This window comes from Aquamicrobium sp. YD-1-mutant5, assembly GCF_059509755.1.
The window spans coordinates 141,146-156,969 of the sequence record NZ_JCAKKP010000006.1 but is presented as its reverse complement, the minus strand read 5'-3'; the positions used below and the strand labels follow the sequence as shown (position 1 = coordinate 156,969).

Genomic DNA, 15,824 nt, shown 5'->3' with positions numbered 1-15,824 from the left:
CTTTCGCAAGTGGGCCAATTGTGATGCTGAAGGAAGAAACCCCTGCCGGTAACGGCGACGTTTCGATGTTTGAAATGCATATGCGCCGGCTTCGATGGCTGGAGCAGAAAAGCGATCACATCGTCGCGCTGCCTTGCGAATATCCGGACGGCTATCGGGTGCCTGAACATGACCACGACCGGGCACAGCTTCTGCATGCGCTGCATGGCGTGGTGCTGATCAAGACGAAATTCGGGCGATGGATCGTGCCGCCGGACCATGCCATGTGGGTTCCGGCTGGCATCGTGCATTCGGTGGAAATGCTGGGCGACGTCAGCATGCGCTCCGTCTATGTGCTGCCCGATGCGATCGAAGGGCTTCCCTCGCGGCTGCGGGTCGTCGCGGTCAGCGATCTGATGCGCAGCCTTATCATCGAGGCAGTTCAGAAACCTGCTCAGTCCGCGCCATCGGAGCGGAGGATTCTGCTGCTGAACCTTCTGCTGCTTGAAATTCCGCGTCTTCCTGAGCGGCCTCTCGGACTTACTTTTCCGTCAGATCCGCGTATCGCTGCGCTGTGCCGGCGCTTTCTTGCGGAGCCTTCGCCGCATACGACCATCGACGACTGGGCGGAATTGCTGGGGATGAGCCGGCGGTCATTCACCCGCACCTTTCACCGGGAAACGGGGCTCTCGCTCTCGACATGGCGCCAGCAGGCGTTGCTGTTTGCGGCCTTGCCGCGACTGGCCGATGGAGAGCCGATCACCAGTGTCGCGCTGGACCTCGGCTATGACAGCGTGCCGGCCTTCACCACCATGTTCAAGCGCATGTTGGGTGCGTCGCCGCGCAACTATCTGCGCCGATCCTTCGAGGCGGAGCGGCCGCTGCGGCAGGAACTGCTAATCTGAATGAAGGCAGACCATCACATGCCGTCGTTCGCGAAAAACGGCGGCATTCGTCGTGATGGAAAAGGACCGGTATCAGTCGAAGAGGCTTGAAACCGACTGTTCGGAGGCCGTGCGCGAGATCGCCTCGCCAAGAAGATCGGCGATGGTGATGGTGCGGATGTTCGGTGCGTCCAGTGCGGCCTGCGTTGGCTCGATGGAATCGGTGATGACGAGCTCCTGCAGGCGCGAGCCGGCAATTCGGGCTGCCGCACCTCCGGAAAGCACACCATGGGTGATATAGGCGGTGACGCTGGTCGCGCCTTTTTCCAGAAGGGCGTCTGCTGCATTGCAGAGCGTGCCGCCGGAATCGACGATGTCATCGATCAGCAGGCAGTCCTTGCCATGGACGTCACCGATGACGTTCATGACTTCGGACTCGCCCGGCCGTTCGCGGCGCTTGTCGACGATGGCAAGCTGTGCGTCCAGCCGCTTGGCCAGCGCGCGGGCGCGCACCACGCCACCCGTATCAGGAGACACGACCATGACGTTGTTGAGCTGTTTGTACTTGGCCTTCACATCACGAGCCATCACCGGAACCGAAAACAGGTTGTCGGTAGGGATGTCGAAGAAGCCCTGGATCTGGCCGGCGTGGAGATCGAGCGTCAGCACACGGCTGGCGCCGGCGCGGGTGATCATGTTGGCGACCAGCTTGGCCGAGATCGGGGTGCGGCCCGATGCGCGGCGGTCCTGACGAGCGTAGCCGAAATAGGGAATGACGGCGGTGATGCGACGCGCCGAGGAGCGCATGAACGCGTCGATCATGATGAGCAGTTCCATCAGGTGATCGTTGGTCGGGTAGGAGGTGGACTGAAGGACGAAGACGTCCTCACCACGTACATTCTCCTGAATCTCGACGAAAATTTCCTGATCGGCGAAGCGGCGCACACTGGCCTTGCCGAGGGGAATGTTCAGATAACGGGCGACCGCCTCGGCCAGCACCCTGTTGGAATTGCCCGCAAAGAGTTTCATGTCTTGTTCCCGGAGAAAAATTTAGGGGGTTTTTAGCCGCCTTGGTCAGTATTGCAAGCGTCGTAAACCGGATTCTCCGCGCAAATCCCAAGATTCCGGGCGTATATGGCCATTAAGGCGCAGGGAAAATGTCGCAGGCGATATGATCGCATCACTCCTGCACAGACTGACTGCCCAGCCAGCCCGAAAGCTGGTCGATGGTCGTGTCGGCAATGGAGCCGAGCGTGGCCGGTGCTACGCCGGGCCAGCCTTCGGCAGAATTCACCGTAGGCGCCTTCTGCTGACCAGAGATGCGGTGAAGGCGGCTTCCGGCTGGATCGTAGACATCCCAGACGTAGATGACTGTGATCTGGCCCTCCTCGGTCAGAACGGAAAAATAGCCTTTCAGGACGTGGGTCGCACTCTGACCGGAACTGCCGGTCAGTGTTATGCCGCGCTGGCGCGCCTGCTGCTGAAGTGCTTCCATCAGCGGCCCCGCTGCCTCCACCGATGCACCGACGATCGGCGCAATCTGAAGCCTTACCCTGCTGTTCCCGGGTTGCGGCTGAGGTGAGGTGGGCGCAGATTCGGTGCCTGCGGCAGCCGATGCCGCGGGGCCGGGGGAAGCAGAGGACGGATCGAGCACGCTTGAACTGTTGCAGGCCGAAACGGTCAGTGCCACCAAAAATAAGCTCGACAGGGATCTTCGGCTCATGGCCCTCAATACTCCATACGCCGCGGGATCATACATATCCCGGGATGGAACGTATCACTTCACGATCAAGTCGAGATCATGACGCGAAAGAGATCGGGCCTGAGATTCGGTGGTGAGATAGGTTCGTCCGAGCGTCATTGCCGTCTCGGTTTCCGAATCCATGATGATCACATGGGCGAACAGCGTCATGTTGGGAGCGATGGGCTCCTGATTGCCCTGATAGAACATGGGCATGTCCATCCAGGACGGGGCAAAGCGTGCGCCGACCGAATAGCCGCAGGCGTTGAGCCGGTGCCTCGTCAGCCCGTGCGCTTCCATGGTCCGGGCATGGGCGTCGAAAACGTCACCGAATGTGTTGTCGGGCGTAAGCGTTTTCTCGATGGCAAGCAGGGCAGCCTGCGCGGCCTCGAAAAGCTCCTGATGGCGTTTGGACGCCTTGCCGGTAAGCACCGTGCACATCATCGGCGCATGATAATGATGAAAGACGCCGGCCCATTCCAGCGTAAGCTGGTCGTTCTTGTTCAGTTTCCGGCGGCCGGCCTTGTAGCGGCACAAGAGGGCGTCCGGTCCGGAACCGACGATGAATTCATTGGCGGGGTAGTCGCCGCCGCCGGCAAGAACGGTTCCCTGCATCGCGGCGAGGATGGCCGCCTCGTCGCCGCCCTGCTTAATAAGCGGAAGGGCCGCGTCCAGGGCGTCATCGGACAAAGCGGCTGCTTTTTCAACTTTGAGGATCTCGGCCGGGCTCTTGAAAAGCCTCAGGCGTGCGACAATGCCGGAGGCATCGGCAATCTGGCCGAAGGTCTGCAGCTGCTCGTCCAGCCGGCGGCCATTATAGGCGGTAAGGCCGTGCGTATCGTATTCGACGCCGATACGCGCGCCGAGCAGGTCAAGCTCGTTGAGCAGGTTGCGCAGGTCTATGGCCGGATTGGCACCCTCGCGGTCGGTCCACAGAACGACGTTTTCGATGATGGACGTGTTGCGCGCTTGGCGCAGATCGGCGGAGCGCGTCAGCAGCGTCATGGAACCATCGGCCTTCACGACCAGGCACTGGAAGAAGCAGAAGCCGAAGGTGTCGTATCCGGTCAGCCAGTACATGCTTTCCTGCGCGAACAGCAGGATCGCGTCCAGCTTGCGTTCAGCCAGCTCGATCATCAGCCGGTCGCGGCGGGCATCGAATTCGGAACGTTCGAAATGCAGCGCCATGATTGCTTACCTCTCCAGAACGATCACCGAAACCTGCCGGCCATAGTCCGGCTCGTTTCGGTGGGTTGCGCGGCGATAGGAATAGAACAGCTCTTCCTCATCATAGGTGCAGCGTCCCAGTGCTTCGGCGGTCACGCCCGCGTTGCGCAGACGCTCCACAGTGTAGCCGTTGAGGTCGAACAGGAAATGGCCCGCACGGCCGGAAGGAATGAACCAGCCCTCATTGGCGGGGGCGGCGGACAGGAACCGATCGCGGAATTCCGGGCCGACCTCATAATTCCTGCCGCTAATTGAAGGGCCGAGCACTGCGACGATGCCGTCGCGCCGCGCCCCAAGGCTTTCCATGGCAGCGATCGTATTTTCCAGAACGCCTGTGAGCGCGCCTTTCCAGCCGGCATGTGCGGTGCCCACGACCCCTGCCTGCGGATCGGCAAACAGTACGGGACCGCAATCCGCCGTGGAGGCGCCGACAGCAAGGCCCGGCCGGTCGGTCACGATGGCATCGGCCTTCGGGCGATCACCAATGAACGGCTCGCGTGCCACAACGACGTCCGGCGAATGAACCTGCCAGGCGGTCAGCAGATGATCGGGGCCGACGCCCATCCAATCGGCCACGCGCCTGCGGTTTTCAGCCACCAGCGCCTGATCGTCCTGCGATCCGGTGCCGATGTTGAGGCCGCGATAGATACCTTCGGATACGCCGCCTGTGCGGGTGAAATAGCCGTGGCGGATGCCGTCTGTCCCGGCCTTATCCAGTAGCGGAGAGCGGATCGGTTCCGGTTTTTTCTGATTCACCATTGCGGCTTTGTTGTCTCCCCGGACCGTTTCGTCAAGCGGGAGCTGTGCAGGCTTCCGTTCGCGTCACAGTGAACCAGAGTGCGGCGGGAGACAGGCGAGTGTCAATCTCCAGCCGGAAAAGCCACGTCCTTCACGTCTTCAGGCAGCACGGCGAGAACCTTGAACAGATCGCCCATCTGGTCGGGGCCGGCCAGCCGTTCCACCTGAGCGGAGATCGCATCGCGACCGGCCTCGTCTGCATTGGCGCCCAGATTGCCGGCGCGTTCCAGAAGACCCATGGCGAGCAGGAAAGAGCCTTGCGTGGCAGTCATCGCCCTCAGACCATGTGCCTGCGCGACATCCGAAAGCGCACAGAAATCAACATGGCTGGTCAGGTCGGCCTCGCCGGGATTGGCCAGAACGTCATCGAAGGCATGGTTCTTCAGCGCCTGCAAGGTATCACCGACGCCCGGCTGCAGATAACCATAATCGATGAATAAACCGGCGCCGCCCCGGGCTGAAATGCGCGCGGCTATTTCGACCATCAGGGCGTTTCGCGCCGGGGCAAGTTCGAGGATGGCGCCCTGCGGAGCAGAAGCGGCGCCCGGCGGCAGAAGCGCAGGGTCGAGCGACGCCATGCCGGCAAAGAATGCCAGAACACCGTTCTCGTCGAGACCCACCATGCGCTCGCGCCAGCCCGCCGCGGTTTGCACGAACTGTCGAATGGGAAGGGCATCGAATAATTCGTTGCCAACGATAAAAAGCGGCGCATCGCCAAGGGTTGCGACGCTCTCATGCCATGTGATGCGTTCTGCCGCCGGGCCCAGCGTGTCGCGCTGGATTCCGGCAAGTCGCGGGCTGGTTTCAACCAGCGCGAAACTCGCGGCGTTGAAAAAGGCGGGGTCGAGCCGCGACCATGTGCGCAGCATGTCCTTCATCAGCGTGCCGCGTCCGGGGCCGATCTCGGCTATGGTGGCGGGCAAGGGGCGGCCATTCGCCAGCCATGCCTGGTAGAGCCAGGCAGCAACCAGTTCGCCGAACATCTGGCTGATTTCCGGAGCGGTGATGAAGTCGCCACCGGCGCCGAAGGGTTCGCGGGTCGTGTAATAGCCGTGCTGCGGGTCGAAGAGGCAAAGCGCCATATATTCGCTGACCGGAATGGGGCTGTCCGCGGCTATCAGTTCGGCGATGCGTTCTCCCAGCCTTGTCATGCTTGCGCGGAGCGGGGCAGGGCCTTCGCAGTCGCCATCGCCCATATGCCCAGCAGAACCATCGGCAGGGAGAGCAGCATACCCATGGTTAGCCAGTTGCCGGCGAGGTAGCCGATATGCGCATCCGGTTCCCGGAAGAATTCGACGAAGATCCGGGATAAGCCGTAGCCGCAGATGAACGCGCCCGAGATGTAGCGTGGGGCCTTCAGTTTCAGGCAGGAATGGGTAAGCAGGCGCAGAACGAGGAAAAGCACCACACCTTCCAGCAGGCCTTCATAGAGCTGGCTCGGATGGCGCGGCAGCGGACCGCCATTCGGAAACAGCACAGCCCACGATACGTCCGAGGTGCGACCCCAGAGTTCCGAATTGATAAAGTTGGCCAGCCGCCCCAGGCCAAGCCCGACCGGAACGCTGGCGGCGACCACATCGAACAGCGACCAGGGCCGTATGCCCCGCGAGCGGGCAAACAGGTACATCGCGATCGTGGTGCCGAGAATGCCGCCGTGGAAGGACATGCCTCCCTGCCAAACGGCGAAAATGTCGGCCGGGTTGGCGATATAGCGGGCGAAGTCGTAGAACAGCACGTAGCCGATGCGTCCGCCCAGAACCACGCCGACGGCCGCCCACATGACGAAATCGTCGATGTCCTGCGGCTTCATGGGCAAAGCGCCGTCCGGCCACAGGCGCGGGTTGGAAACCAGCCGCCGGGCGTACCACCAGGCGAAGACGATGCCTGCCACGTAGGCCAGGCCGTACCAGTGAATGGCGAGCGGGCCGATCTGTACGAGCACCGGATCGATCTCGGGAAACGGAAGTGCAGCCACCGGCAGCAGGGAAGGAAAGCTCAAAGAGGCATCCTCATACGATTTGGGTTGGCCGATTTGGGTTGGCGCGGACCATGCGGCAGTGTTTCGGCACGGTCAAGGCAGAGCAAAAGGCTGGCGCAGGCGAAGTGCAGTTAATGCATGGAGGTGTTGTGCGGATGCACTTGCATTCGCAGTCCCACTTGCATTCGTAACCGAGGGCCACTACGTCAAAACCATCGAGCGAGGTGCAGCCATGTCAAACGGATCCAATCGCATTCTGGACGAATTCGCCAAGCTGATGACCGACGCGGCAGGCGCTGCGCAGGGAGTCAGGCGCGAAGTGGAAACGGCCTTCCGGGGGCAGGCGGAGCGCATCCTCAATTCCATGGACATCGTGCAGCGCGAGGAATTCGAGGCTGCCCGCGACATGGCGCTCAAGGCTCGCGAGGAAAATGCGAAGCTTTCTGCACGTATTGACGCGCTTGAGGCAAGAATTGCCGACCTTACGGCATCTGCTGACAAGTCTGCCGCCGCCTCCGGCTCCCGCGCTAAGAAATAATTTTTAAAAGTTTTCCACAAAGGGCGATTCTGGAAAAGCTCTTTGTCATGAATCGCTTACCTGTCGGCACTGAATCCTGTGCCTGATGGCTGTCCACATGCGAATGGCCGTTTTCCCAAAATTGGGCTGGTCACGAGTCTCCGGATCAATACACTGAATTTGTTGCATGATTCGTGAAGGCGATCATGCGCCGGGCGGTGGGGTCCGGTCATGGGTTGTTGTTGCGTCGAGCAGTCCAGACCGTCCGAGTTCTAAAAATTATAATGTTCGGTGTGGTGCCTGCCATGGAGTGAGTGGCTGCATCCGTGCGAACGACGGGAAGCAGTAGATGGAACTCCTCGAACTCGAAGTCTCGCGCGAAATACATCCCGTGGATGTGATCGAGCAGGTCGCCCACAACAATGACTGGTCCTTCGAACGGGCCGGTGATGATGAAATCTCCATTTCCGTCGCCGGTAGCTGGACGGAATATCATGTCTCCTTTTCGTGGATGGAGGATTTCGAGGCGCTGCATCTTGCCTGCGCCTTCGACATCAAGGTGCCCGAGAACAGGGCACTGGAAGTGATGCGTCTTTTGTCGCTCATCAACGAGCAGATGCTGTTCGGGCATTTCGACCTGTGGGAGCAGGAAGGCGCGATCATGTTCAGGCAGTCCCTCCTGCTTGCCGGCGGGGTGGAGCCCTCCAGCCAGCAGGTCGAGGTGCTGCTGTCCTCGGCTCTCGAAGCGTGCGAGTGCTATTTCCAGGCGTTCCAGTTCGTCGTCTGGTCGGGGACTTCGGCCAAGGATGCGCTGGCCAGCGTCCTGTTCGAGACACATGGCAACGCCTGAGGTTTGAGGTGGATCGGATATGAGTTCTGAGGCGGCGCGCAAGCCGGATATTACTTTCGCCGATTTCGACAAGGTCGATATCCGGACGGGCACCGTGGTCGAGGCCGAGCCATTTCCCGAGGCGCGCAAGCCCGCCGTCAAGCTGAAAATCGATTTCGGGCCTGAGATCGGCGTCAAGAAATCGTCCGCCCAGATCACGCGTCACTATTCGCCGGAGGCGCTGGTCGGGCGCCAGATCTTTGCCGTGGTGAATTTTCCGCCGCGCCAGATCGGGCCGTTCATGTCCGAAGTGCTCACTCTGGGCTTCTCCGATGAAAACGGCGATATCGTACTCGGCGCCGTCGAGCGCAGGGTTCCCAATGGCAGCCGTCTGCACTGACGACTGACGCGTAGCTTGGTTTTGAGGCTCGCTGCGCGCATTTTCTCTTTTGTGGCGGTCAGTTCAGGCAGACTCGTATTTTACGAGATCTGGTCTCGCAGCCGTTGGGCTTGAAAATAATTTCTTCATAATTCGTATTTTTGAATACAAAATCCCATTAAATTGAAATTACAGAAATTCCATCCTTTGAGAAAGGGGTGGCGATTGTCGAGGATAAGGCAAGCTTCGCAAGACGCGACGCTGCCCCTTATCCTTCCAAGGCTTGTGAGACCTGTCATGACCATCTTCGAGACCACTTCGCGTGCTGTTGCTGTTACCAGCCGTCGAGCCGCGCTGCTCGCCCTTACGGCTTCCGTATTCACTGTTGGGGCGCTGACACTGGTTCCTTCAGCCCATGCGCAGGACAAGACCTCTCTGAAAGTCGGCATCATGGCCGGCGAAGAGGAAGACACCTGGGTTGCCGTGAAAGAGCAGGCTGCCAAGCAGGGACTGACCGTCGAGACGGTTATCTTTAACGACTACACCCAGCCCAATGAGGCGCTGGCGCGTGGCGAGATCGACGCCAATGCTTTCCAGCACGAGCCTTATCTGGAGAACCAGATCGCCACGCAGGGCTACAAGATCGTTGTTGCCGGCTATACGGCGCTGTGGCCGGTTGGCCTCTACTCCAAGAAGCACAAGTCGCTCGCCGAGCTGCCCGATGGCGCGGTGATTGGCGTGCCGAACGACCCTTCGAATGAAGGCCGTGCGCTGCGCGTTCTTGAAGATGCGGGGCTGATCAAGCTGCGCGAGGGCGCGGGCATTCTCGCCACCGTCACCGATATCGCCGAGAACCCGAAGAAGCTCGACATCAAGGAACTGGACGCCGGTATCGTCGGGCGTTCGGTGGATGATCTCGACGGGGCTGTGGTCAACACCGACTGGGCGCTGAAAAGCGGACTGACCGCCGATATTCAGATCGCGAAGGAAACGATCGAAAACAATCCCTATCGCAACTTCATCGCGGTTCGTGCCGAGGATAAGGATGCGCCGTGGGTAAAGAAGCTTGTCGCCTCCTACCAGAATGACGAGGTCAAGGCTGTTTTCGACAGCATCTACAAGGGATCGGGCGTTTCCGCTTACTGATCCGGGCAAGAGGCGCGTTTCGCCCCGGGGCCGTTTGATCCGAATGATCGAACGGCCATTGCCCGACCTTTGGATTTGGCGCAAGGAAAGGCGGCCCGCTGCATCGGTGGTGGGCCGCGTTTGCGCGTGAAGCAGATCGATGCAGCGGGGTGAAAATGGTATCCCGGCATATGAAAGACGGCACGATGAACCAGCATGCAGGAGCGCTCGCCCCGGAACAGCGGCAGGCTGCTGCCACCGAATCCGTGGTCAGGCTTGTCGAGGTTCGGCGTCGCTTCGGAAGCACGGCGGCTCTCGATGGCGTTTCCCTGAGCGTCGATAAAGGCGAAATCCTTGGAATTATCGGTCGCAGCGGTGCGGGTAAGTCGACGCTGATCCGCTGCCTGAACGGGCTGGAGCGGCCGGATTCCGGCGAAGTTCATATCGAAGGACGCGAGATAAGCCGGCTGGGCGAAAAGCAGCTGCAGCCGCTGCGCCGACGTATCGGCATGATCTTCCAGCATTTCAACCTTCTATCGGCCAAGACCGTGGAGGAGAATGTCGCTCTCCCGCTCAAGATCGAGGGTGTGGGAAGGGCCGAACGCCTGCGGCGAGCAGCGGAATTGCTGGATCTGGTGGGGCTTTCCGACAAGGCCAAGGCTTATCCTGCCGCGCTCTCCGGCGGGCAGAAGCAGCGCGTCGGCATCGCCCGTGCGCTCGCGGCCCGCCCAGCGCTTCTGTTGTCCGATGAGGCGACTTCCGCGCTTGATCCCGAAACCACGCGTTCGATTCTGACCTTGCTCAAGGACATCAATCGTCAGCTCGGGCTGACCATCATACTTATCACCCATGAGATGGAGGTTGTCCGTTCCATCGCCGACCGCGTGGCGGTCATCGACGCCGGCCGCATCGTCGAAGAAGGCGCCGTGTGGCAGGTTTTCGCCGATCCGCAGTCGGAAGTCGCCAGAAGCCTCCTGCAGGGCATCCGCCCCCAGTTGCCGGAAGAGATGGCAGCAAAGCTTTCGCCGACGCTCGGATCGGAGGCCGTGTTGCGCGTCGATGTCGCCGGGGAGGCAGCCCTTGGGCCGCTCCTGGCGGATCTTGCCGCGACGGCGGGTCCGTTCCGCTTCATTCACGGCGGAATTTCCCGCGTTCAGGGCCGTCCGGTGGGAACCTTGTTCCTCGGTGTTGCCTCCGGCGAGCCTGATCTTTCTCAAACTGTTCAATTTCTGACGGGTCGCGGGGCCCGGGTTGAGGTGCTGGGCCATGTCTTCGGCAATGATTGATCTTTTTCTCCGCTCGCTTTGGGAGACGGTGCTGATGACCGGGGCTTCCGGCGTGGTCTCTTTCGTCTTCGGGCTTCCGCTGGGGCTGGCGCTGGTGGCGACGGATCGCGGGGGCATCTCGGAAAATCTCTGGGTGAACCGCATATTGGGAGCAGTTGTGAACGGATTCCGTTCGGTGCCGTTCATCATCCTGCTGGTGGCGCTCATCCCGGTCACGCGATTGATCGCGGGAACGTCGATTGGCACCTGGGCGGCGATCGTGCCGCTGTCCATCGCAGCCACTCCCTATTACGCTCGTATTGCTGAGGTTTCGCTGCGTGAGGTCGACCCCGGCCTCATCGAGGCCGTCCGGGCCATGGGAGGGTCACGCTGGACGATCGTTCGGGAGGTGCTGGTGCCGGAGGCAATGCCCGGTATCGTTGCCGGTTTTACCGTTACGCTCGTCACGCTCGTCGGCGCATCCGCCATGGCCGGTGCCATCGGGGCGGGCGGGCTTGGCGATCTTGCCATACGCTATGGTTATCAGCGCTTTGAAACCACAGTGATGGTTGCGGTTGTCGCCATTCTGATCGTCATGGTTTGCGCGTTGCAGTGGGGCGGCGACCGGCTGGTGCAACGTCTCGACCGGCGTTCGGCCTGATGACGATTAAGCCGGTATCCTGATCGTTGCACGCAGGCCACCCAGCGGGCTGTCTGCAAAAGTGAGGTCGCCTCCGTGGCTGCGCGCAATATCGCGCGCAATCGGCAATCCCAATCCCGTGCCGCTGGCATCGAGATTGCGCGCTTCGTCAAGCCGCACGAAAGGCTTGAAAACCTCCTCGCGCTTTTCCTCAGGAATGCCCGGCCCGTCGTCGTCTATGGTGAGGCTGAGCCAGCCGTCGCCGTGCGAGGCATGGATTTCCACTGACTGGGCATAGCGGAATGCGTTCCCGACCACATTGGCGATAAGCCGCGAAAAGGCGTTTGGCCTGACATGGACATTGGGTGAGCCGGTGATCGAGGTTTCCAGCCTGCATTTACGCAGCCTTGCTTCATCCTCGAGCCTCTGGAAACAAGCAGCCAGATCGAACGGCCCGGTATCCTCGGCGGCTTCGCCACGCGCGAAGGCAAGGTAGCCTTCGAGCATGGATTGCATATCGTCTATGTCCTTGCCGAGCGCCTCTATGTCGGCCTTGCTGCGGGTCAGCGCCAGTTGCAGTTTGAACCGGGTCAGGATGGTGCGCAGGTCATGGCTGACGCCGGTGAGCATGGCGGTGCGCTGCTCGATCTGGCGCTCGATCCGTTCGCGCATCTGCATGAAGGCAAAGCCTGCGCGCCGCACTTCTTCCGCCCCTCGCGGGCGGAAATCGCGTGGCATGGGGCGACCTTTTCCGAAACTTTCGGCAGCCTCCGCAAGCGCCAGGATCGGCCGGATCTGATTGCGAAGGAAGGGAATGGCGATCATCAGAAGCACCAGCGAGGTGCCGACCATCCACAGAAGAAAGATGTGCGTGTTGGAGGCATAGGCCTGACTGCGGCGCACGAACACCCGCAGCACCCGGCCTTCGAGCTGGATGCGGACTTCGATGATATTGGAATTGCCGACCGTATCCAGCCAGAACGGCCGGTTGATCTGGCGGGTAATCTCTTCCGACAGTATCTGGTCGAGGATCGAGAAGAAGGGCTTGGGGCCGGGCGGGGGCAGGGGCTCGGGCGGAAGCAGGTCGACCTTGAGCTGCATGCGGTCCTGCGCGATGCGTATGACATTGGCGTAGTCCGCTTCGTTCGGATAGGTTTCCAGAAGATCGATGATGGCCGCGATATCACGTGTCACCGCCTGCGACAGGCGCTGTGTCACCGTCTGCCAATGCCGTTCCATGAAATCGAAGGCGATGACCGATTGCAGCAGAATCATCGGCGCAATGATGATGATGAGCGAGCGGGCATAGAGCCGCTTCGGCATATAAAGCGAAACCAGCCGCCAGAACCTTCGCCAGGCTTTTCTCACCGAAGCGGCCGCGCGTTCGAGCCGGGCGCGAAATCCGTCGGGCGGCGAACCCTGCAAATCTGCTGTCGTCATTCTGTCTCGGCCTGCGCCTGGCTTTGATCGGCCGCTGTGGGGGCCGTTGTCAGCACTCTATTCCACGCTGAGCCGATACCCAATACCGCGCACCGTCTGCAGCCACACGGGATTGGAAGGATCACGCTCGATCTTGCGGCGCAGGCGGTTGATCTGCACGTCGATGGTGCGCTCGCCAACCTCCGAATCCTCTCCGACGAGTTCATGGCGGGGGATGGTCTCGCCAGCACGTTCGGCGAAGATCGCAAGGATTTCCTGCTCGCGGTCCGTCAGCTTCAGTACTTCGCTGCCGCGCTTTAGTTCGCGCTTTGATATCTGGAAGGTGTAGGGCCCGAACACCAGCTGCTCGACCTTGGGCGTGGTGGCCGGCCCACCGCGGCGCAATATGTTGTTGATCCGCAGGATAAGCTCGCGCGGGTCGAAGGGCTTGGGCAGGTAATCGTCGGCACCCGCCTCCAGACCGGTGATGCGGTTGTCCGTCTCGGAAAGAGCGGTCAGCATCAGGATGGGAACATCGCGCTCGGCGCGCAGGGACTTGGTCAGATCGACGCCTGTTTCGCCCGGCATCATGACGTCGAGCACCAGAAGGTCGAAATCCAGGCCGGCGAGCTTGCGCCGCGCTTCCGCCGCGGTGCCGGCCACGGTGACACGGAAACCGTTTTCACTCAGGAACTGCCTGAGCAGGTTGCGGATGCGGGTGTCGTCATCGACGACGAGCAGGTGAAACGCATCGTCATCCGGCGCGTTGGCCTGCTGATCCAGCCTGTCGGTGCCTTCCATGCCGTTACTCCTCGTCGTCTGCCCCGCGGTGCGAGGGATCGGCGTCGATCTGTGCCCTCAGCTCCGGATTCACCATCGCCTTGAGGAATTGCTCGATAGACTTTCTCGCCTCGCCTTCGACTTCCGTCAATGCGTCATGTATCCGGCGCGACTGTGGCCGGGAAAGGGCAAGCGCGAGTTCGCGGCCCTTGGCCGTGGGATAAAGTTCGCGCTGGCGGCGATCGCGCGGACCCTGCAACTGCATGATATGGCCCGTATCGAGCAGCTGTTTGAGAACGCGCGCCAGCGACTGCTTGGTGATCTTCAGAACATCCAGCAATTCCGCCACAGTGAGGCCCGGCCTGCGGTTGACGAAGTGCAGCACCCGATGGTGGGCACGCCCGAAGCCATACTCCGCAAGCATCTGGTCCGGATCCGAGGTGAAGTCGCGATAGGCAAAGAAGAACAGCTCGATCAGCGTAAAATCGATGCCGTCCTCATTGGCGACCGCATCCCGGATCGGTGCCTCTTCAGCGGTAATTTCCTTCAGCATATCTCTCCAGAAAGAATTATGTCAGCACTGTTGACGTATTCTGCGCCCAATGATAATTTTTGACAAGCTTTAGGGCTTATTGCGACCGAAAACGCAAGGCTGAGCCGGAAATCCGGAACTTCCTGAGTTTGCCATGGCCACAATATGGGCCTAGGCTTCCGTTTGGCGGGCTTTCGTCGCTGCCGGATCAAAATTCAACACACAGACTTATGCGGGCAAGGTTGCTCGCGGGAGGTTATGTCATGGCATCCGTTTCCTTCGACCAGCTCGACGGCTATATCTGGATGAATGGTGAGTTCGTCAAATGGGCGGACGCCAAGATTCATGTACTTACGCACGGACTTCACTATGCCAGCGCCGTATTCGAGGGCGAGCGGGCCTATGGTGGTGAGATTTTCAAGCTGACGGAACATACGGAGCGCCTGCACGAATCGGCCCGTATTCTGGGCTTCAAGATTCCTTACTCTGTTGCAGAGATTGATGAAGCCTGCGCCGAACTGCTGAAGAAGCAGGGCTTCAAGGATGCTTATGTGCGCCCGATCGCATGGCGCGGCAGCGAGCAGATGGGTGTTTCGGCCCAGAACAACCGCATCAACGTTGCGATCGCTATCTGGCAGTGGCCGAGCTACTTCGATCCGGAACAGAAGCTCAAGGGCATTCGCCTCGATATTGCCGAGTATCGTCGTCCGGATCCGCGCACCGCTCCGTCGAAATCGAAGGCTGCCGGCCTCTATATGATCTGCACGATTTCCAAGCATGCGGCTGAAGCGAAAGGCTACGCCGACGCCATGATGCTCGACTGGCGCGGGCAGGTTGCTGAGGCGACCGGCGCCAACATCTTCTTCGTCAAGGATGGCAAGATCCATACGCCGACGCCCGATTGCTTCCTCGACGGCATTACCCGCCGCACTGTGATCGGCCTTGCCCGCGATCGCGGCTACGAGGTTATCGAGCGCGCGATTCAGCCGGAGGAACTGGAAAGTTTTGAGCAGTGCTTCCTGACAGGTACGGCTGCAGAGGTGACACCGGTGTCGGAGATCGGTCCGTATCGCTTCGAGGTTGGTGAGATCGCCAAGAATCTTATGAACGACTATTCGGCTGCCGTGCAGCCGAAGCAGGCGATCGCTGCGGAATAAAAATCTAATTTATTTCGATTTCGAAGGGGAATGGTTCATCACCATTCCCCTTTGTCTGTGCCAGTTTGACATTCGATGAAATCAGAGTCTCAGTGAAAAAATCCGGCTCAGGCGAGTCGGGATTTTCGAGAGGGATCACGGATGGAAACGCTTCTTCCTATCATCGTGCAGATCGTCACCGGTATTATCGGTGGTCAGGCCGTCGGTGCGGCAGTCAAACAGGCCGCAATGGGCCAGCTTCCCAAAATTCTCAGCGGTGCGATCGGGGGTGTCGGCGGTGCGGCCATCCTCGGAAGCCTGTTGGGCGGCGGTATCGATCCGGCAGCAGCAACGGCAGCGGCAGAAGGTCTCGGCGGGGCCCTCAACCTGAACAACATCATCGGCGGTGCTGGTGGCGGCGCGATCCTCACCGGCATTGTCGGTGCGGTCATGAACGCCATGAAGAAATAGTGGCAAACCATGTTTGCATGGGCAAAGGGCGGCTTCGGCCGCCCTTTGTGTTTGCGCAGTTCGTGATTGCAGTGGACGCCGGCCGGCTCCGATCCTACATCAGGGGCGATTTACCGACCGCGGC

At 60.5% G+C, this 15,824-nt stretch carries 18 protein-coding genes; 9 read left to right on the top strand and 9 right to left on the bottom strand.

What is annotated here, in order from left to right; all coding sequences use genetic code 11:
• Nucleotides 1-23 precede the first annotated feature (23 nt).
• A complete protein-coding gene (locus AC5XE7_RS11730) occupies nucleotides 24-884 on the top strand; it encodes an AraC family transcriptional regulator (protein WP_239799294.1) in 861 nt (286 codons plus the stop codon).
• Between the two features lie 72 nt (nucleotides 885-956).
• On the opposite strand, the gene AC5XE7_RS11725 is transcribed toward AC5XE7_RS11730, so the two are convergent.
• The 6 genes from AC5XE7_RS11725 to lgt all read right to left on the bottom strand — a co-directional run bounded on the left by AC5XE7_RS11725 (nucleotide 957) and on the right by lgt (nucleotide 6,628).
• Nucleotides 957-1,892 (bottom strand): ribose-phosphate pyrophosphokinase, encoded by a 936-nt coding sequence (locus tag AC5XE7_RS11725; protein WP_183832599.1) that lies wholly within the window; start codon nucleotides 1,890-1,892, stop codon nucleotides 957-959.
• Nucleotides 1,893-2,043: 151 nt separating this feature from the next.
• A complete protein-coding gene (locus AC5XE7_RS11720; protein WP_495366165.1) occupies nucleotides 2,044-2,358 on the bottom strand; it encodes a hypothetical protein in 315 nt (104 codons plus the stop codon).
• 282 nt (nucleotides 2,359-2,640) lie between these two features.
• Nucleotides 2,641-3,792 carry a M24 family metallopeptidase gene (locus tag AC5XE7_RS11715; protein ID WP_280197957.1) on the bottom strand — a complete coding sequence of 384 codons (1,152 nt, stop codon included), beginning with the start codon at nucleotides 3,790-3,792 and terminating at the stop codon, nucleotides 2,641-2,643.
• Nucleotides 3,793-3,798: 6 nt separating this feature from the next.
• Nucleotides 3,799-4,590 (bottom strand): peptidoglycan editing factor PgeF, encoded by a 792-nt coding sequence (gene pgeF / locus AC5XE7_RS11710; RefSeq protein WP_495366164.1) that lies wholly within the window; start codon nucleotides 4,588-4,590, stop codon nucleotides 3,799-3,801.
• Between the two features lie 101 nt (nucleotides 4,591-4,691).
• Nucleotides 4,692-5,780 carry a class I SAM-dependent methyltransferase gene (locus AC5XE7_RS11705; protein ID WP_495366163.1) on the bottom strand — a complete coding sequence of 363 codons (1,089 nt, stop codon included), beginning with the start codon at nucleotides 5,778-5,780 and terminating at the stop codon, nucleotides 4,692-4,694.
• Nucleotides 5,777-6,628, bottom strand: coding sequence for a prolipoprotein diacylglyceryl transferase (lgt, locus tag AC5XE7_RS11700; protein WP_495366162.1), 852 nt, complete (start codon nucleotides 6,626-6,628; stop codon nucleotides 5,777-5,779). The genes AC5XE7_RS11705 and lgt overlap by 4 nt, the downstream gene beginning before the upstream one ends.
• A 211-nt stretch (nucleotides 6,629-6,839) precedes the next feature.
• On the opposite strand from lgt, the gene AC5XE7_RS11695 reads away from it, so the two are divergent.
• The 6 genes from AC5XE7_RS11695 to AC5XE7_RS11670 all read left to right on the top strand — a co-directional run bounded on the left by AC5XE7_RS11695 (nucleotide 6,840) and on the right by AC5XE7_RS11670 (nucleotide 11,383).
• Nucleotides 6,840-7,145 (top strand): accessory factor UbiK family protein, encoded by a 306-nt coding sequence (locus tag AC5XE7_RS11695; protein ID WP_495366161.1) that lies wholly within the window; start codon nucleotides 6,840-6,842, stop codon nucleotides 7,143-7,145.
• Nucleotides 7,146-7,473: 328 nt separating this feature from the next.
• A complete protein-coding gene (locus AC5XE7_RS11690) occupies nucleotides 7,474-7,974 on the top strand; it encodes a type III secretion system chaperone family protein (protein WP_183832592.1) in 501 nt (166 codons plus the stop codon).
• 19 nt (nucleotides 7,975-7,993) lie between these two features.
• Nucleotides 7,994-8,353 (top strand): tRNA-binding protein, encoded by a 360-nt coding sequence (locus tag AC5XE7_RS11685; RefSeq protein ID WP_495366160.1) that lies wholly within the window; start codon nucleotides 7,994-7,996, stop codon nucleotides 8,351-8,353.
• Between the two features lie 276 nt (nucleotides 8,354-8,629).
• Entirely contained in the window at nucleotides 8,630-9,478 is an 849-nt protein-coding gene (locus AC5XE7_RS11680) for a MetQ/NlpA family ABC transporter substrate-binding protein (RefSeq protein WP_495366159.1), read from the top strand.
• Between the two features lie 185 nt (nucleotides 9,479-9,663).
• Nucleotides 9,664-10,743 (top strand): methionine ABC transporter ATP-binding protein, encoded by a 1,080-nt coding sequence (locus tag AC5XE7_RS11675; RefSeq protein ID WP_495366158.1) that lies wholly within the window; start codon nucleotides 9,664-9,666, stop codon nucleotides 10,741-10,743.
• On the top strand, nucleotides 10,736-11,383 hold the full coding sequence (locus AC5XE7_RS11670; protein WP_495366192.1) for a methionine ABC transporter permease: 648 nt from the start codon (nucleotides 10,736-10,738) through the stop codon (nucleotides 11,381-11,383). Before AC5XE7_RS11675 ends, AC5XE7_RS11670 begins: the two co-directional genes overlap by 8 nt.
• Nucleotides 11,384-11,389: 6 nt before the next feature.
• Here the strand turns inward: AC5XE7_RS11670 and AC5XE7_RS11665 are convergent, their stop codons facing one another.
• From AC5XE7_RS11665 to AC5XE7_RS11655, 3 genes are read right to left on the bottom strand one after another with little or no spacing between them, the layout of a single operon-like run.
• The gene (locus AC5XE7_RS11665; protein WP_183832587.1) at nucleotides 11,390-12,802 is read right to left on the bottom strand and encodes an ATP-binding protein; all 1,413 of its coding nucleotides are present in this window, start codon (nucleotides 12,800-12,802) and stop codon (nucleotides 11,390-11,392) included.
• A 57-nt stretch (nucleotides 12,803-12,859) separates the two neighbouring features.
• Entirely contained in the window at nucleotides 12,860-13,582 is a 723-nt protein-coding gene (locus AC5XE7_RS11660) for a response regulator (RefSeq protein ID WP_495366157.1), read from the bottom strand.
• A gap of 4 nt (nucleotides 13,583-13,586) precedes the next feature.
• The gene (locus AC5XE7_RS11655) at nucleotides 13,587-14,114 is read right to left on the bottom strand and encodes a MarR family winged helix-turn-helix transcriptional regulator (RefSeq protein ID WP_183832585.1); all 528 of its coding nucleotides are present in this window, start codon (nucleotides 14,112-14,114) and stop codon (nucleotides 13,587-13,589) included.
• A gap of 242 nt (nucleotides 14,115-14,356) precedes the next feature.
• Between AC5XE7_RS11655 and AC5XE7_RS11650 the strand changes: the two genes are divergently transcribed.
• Nucleotides 14,357-15,250 (top strand): branched-chain amino acid aminotransferase, encoded by an 894-nt coding sequence (locus AC5XE7_RS11650; RefSeq protein ID WP_495366156.1) that lies wholly within the window; start codon nucleotides 14,357-14,359, stop codon nucleotides 15,248-15,250.
• Nucleotides 15,251-15,391: 141 nt separating this feature from the next.
• Nucleotides 15,392-15,700 (top strand): hypothetical protein, encoded by a 309-nt coding sequence (locus tag AC5XE7_RS11645; RefSeq protein ID WP_183832583.1) that lies wholly within the window; start codon nucleotides 15,392-15,394, stop codon nucleotides 15,698-15,700.
• Nucleotides 15,701-15,824 lie beyond the last annotated feature (124 nt).

What these genes read in the sequence shown, in the direction of transcription:
- AC5XE7_RS11730 (WP_239799294.1), top strand. Translation starts at nt 24, where the DNA reads ATGCTGAAGGAAGAAACCCCTGCCGGTAACGGCGACGTTTCGATGTTT.
- AC5XE7_RS11725 (WP_183832599.1), bottom strand. Translation starts at nt 1,892, where the DNA reads ATGAAACTCTTTGCGGGCAATTCCAACAGGGTGCTGGCCGAGGCGGTC.
- AC5XE7_RS11720 (WP_495366165.1), bottom strand. Translation starts at nt 2,358, where the DNA reads ATGGAAGCACTTCAGCAGCAGGCGCGCCAGCGCGGCATAACACTGACC.
- AC5XE7_RS11715 (WP_280197957.1), bottom strand. Translation starts at nt 3,792, where the DNA reads ATGGCGCTGCATTTCGAACGTTCCGAATTCGATGCCCGCCGCGACCGG.
- pgeF (WP_495366164.1), bottom strand. Translation starts at nt 4,590, where the DNA reads ATGGTGAATCAGAAAAAACCGGAACCGATCCGCTCTCCGCTACTGGAT.
- AC5XE7_RS11705 (WP_495366163.1), bottom strand. Translation starts at nt 5,780, where the DNA reads ATGACAAGGCTGGGAGAACGCATCGCCGAACTGATAGCCGCGGACAGC.
- AC5XE7_RS11695 (WP_495366161.1), top strand. Translation starts at nt 6,840, where the DNA reads ATGTCAAACGGATCCAATCGCATTCTGGACGAATTCGCCAAGCTGATG.
- AC5XE7_RS11690 (WP_183832592.1), top strand. Translation starts at nt 7,474, where the DNA reads ATGGAACTCCTCGAACTCGAAGTCTCGCGCGAAATACATCCCGTGGAT.
- AC5XE7_RS11685 (WP_495366160.1), top strand. Translation starts at nt 7,994, where the DNA reads ATGAGTTCTGAGGCGGCGCGCAAGCCGGATATTACTTTCGCCGATTTC.
- AC5XE7_RS11680 (WP_495366159.1), top strand. Translation starts at nt 8,630, where the DNA reads ATGACCATCTTCGAGACCACTTCGCGTGCTGTTGCTGTTACCAGCCGT.
- AC5XE7_RS11675 (WP_495366158.1), top strand. Translation starts at nt 9,664, where the DNA reads ATGAACCAGCATGCAGGAGCGCTCGCCCCGGAACAGCGGCAGGCTGCT.
- AC5XE7_RS11670 (WP_495366192.1), top strand. Translation starts at nt 10,736, where the DNA reads ATGATTGATCTTTTTCTCCGCTCGCTTTGGGAGACGGTGCTGATGACC.
- AC5XE7_RS11665 (WP_183832587.1), bottom strand. Translation starts at nt 12,802, where the DNA reads ATGACGACAGCAGATTTGCAGGGTTCGCCGCCCGACGGATTTCGCGCC.
- AC5XE7_RS11660 (WP_495366157.1), bottom strand. Translation starts at nt 13,582, where the DNA reads ATGGAAGGCACCGACAGGCTGGATCAGCAGGCCAACGCGCCGGATGAC.
- AC5XE7_RS11655 (WP_183832585.1), bottom strand. Translation starts at nt 14,114, where the DNA reads ATGCTGAAGGAAATTACCGCTGAAGAGGCACCGATCCGGGATGCGGTC.
- AC5XE7_RS11650 (WP_495366156.1), top strand. Translation starts at nt 14,357, where the DNA reads ATGGCATCCGTTTCCTTCGACCAGCTCGACGGCTATATCTGGATGAAT.
- AC5XE7_RS11645 (WP_183832583.1), top strand. Translation starts at nt 15,392, where the DNA reads ATGGAAACGCTTCTTCCTATCATCGTGCAGATCGTCACCGGTATTATC.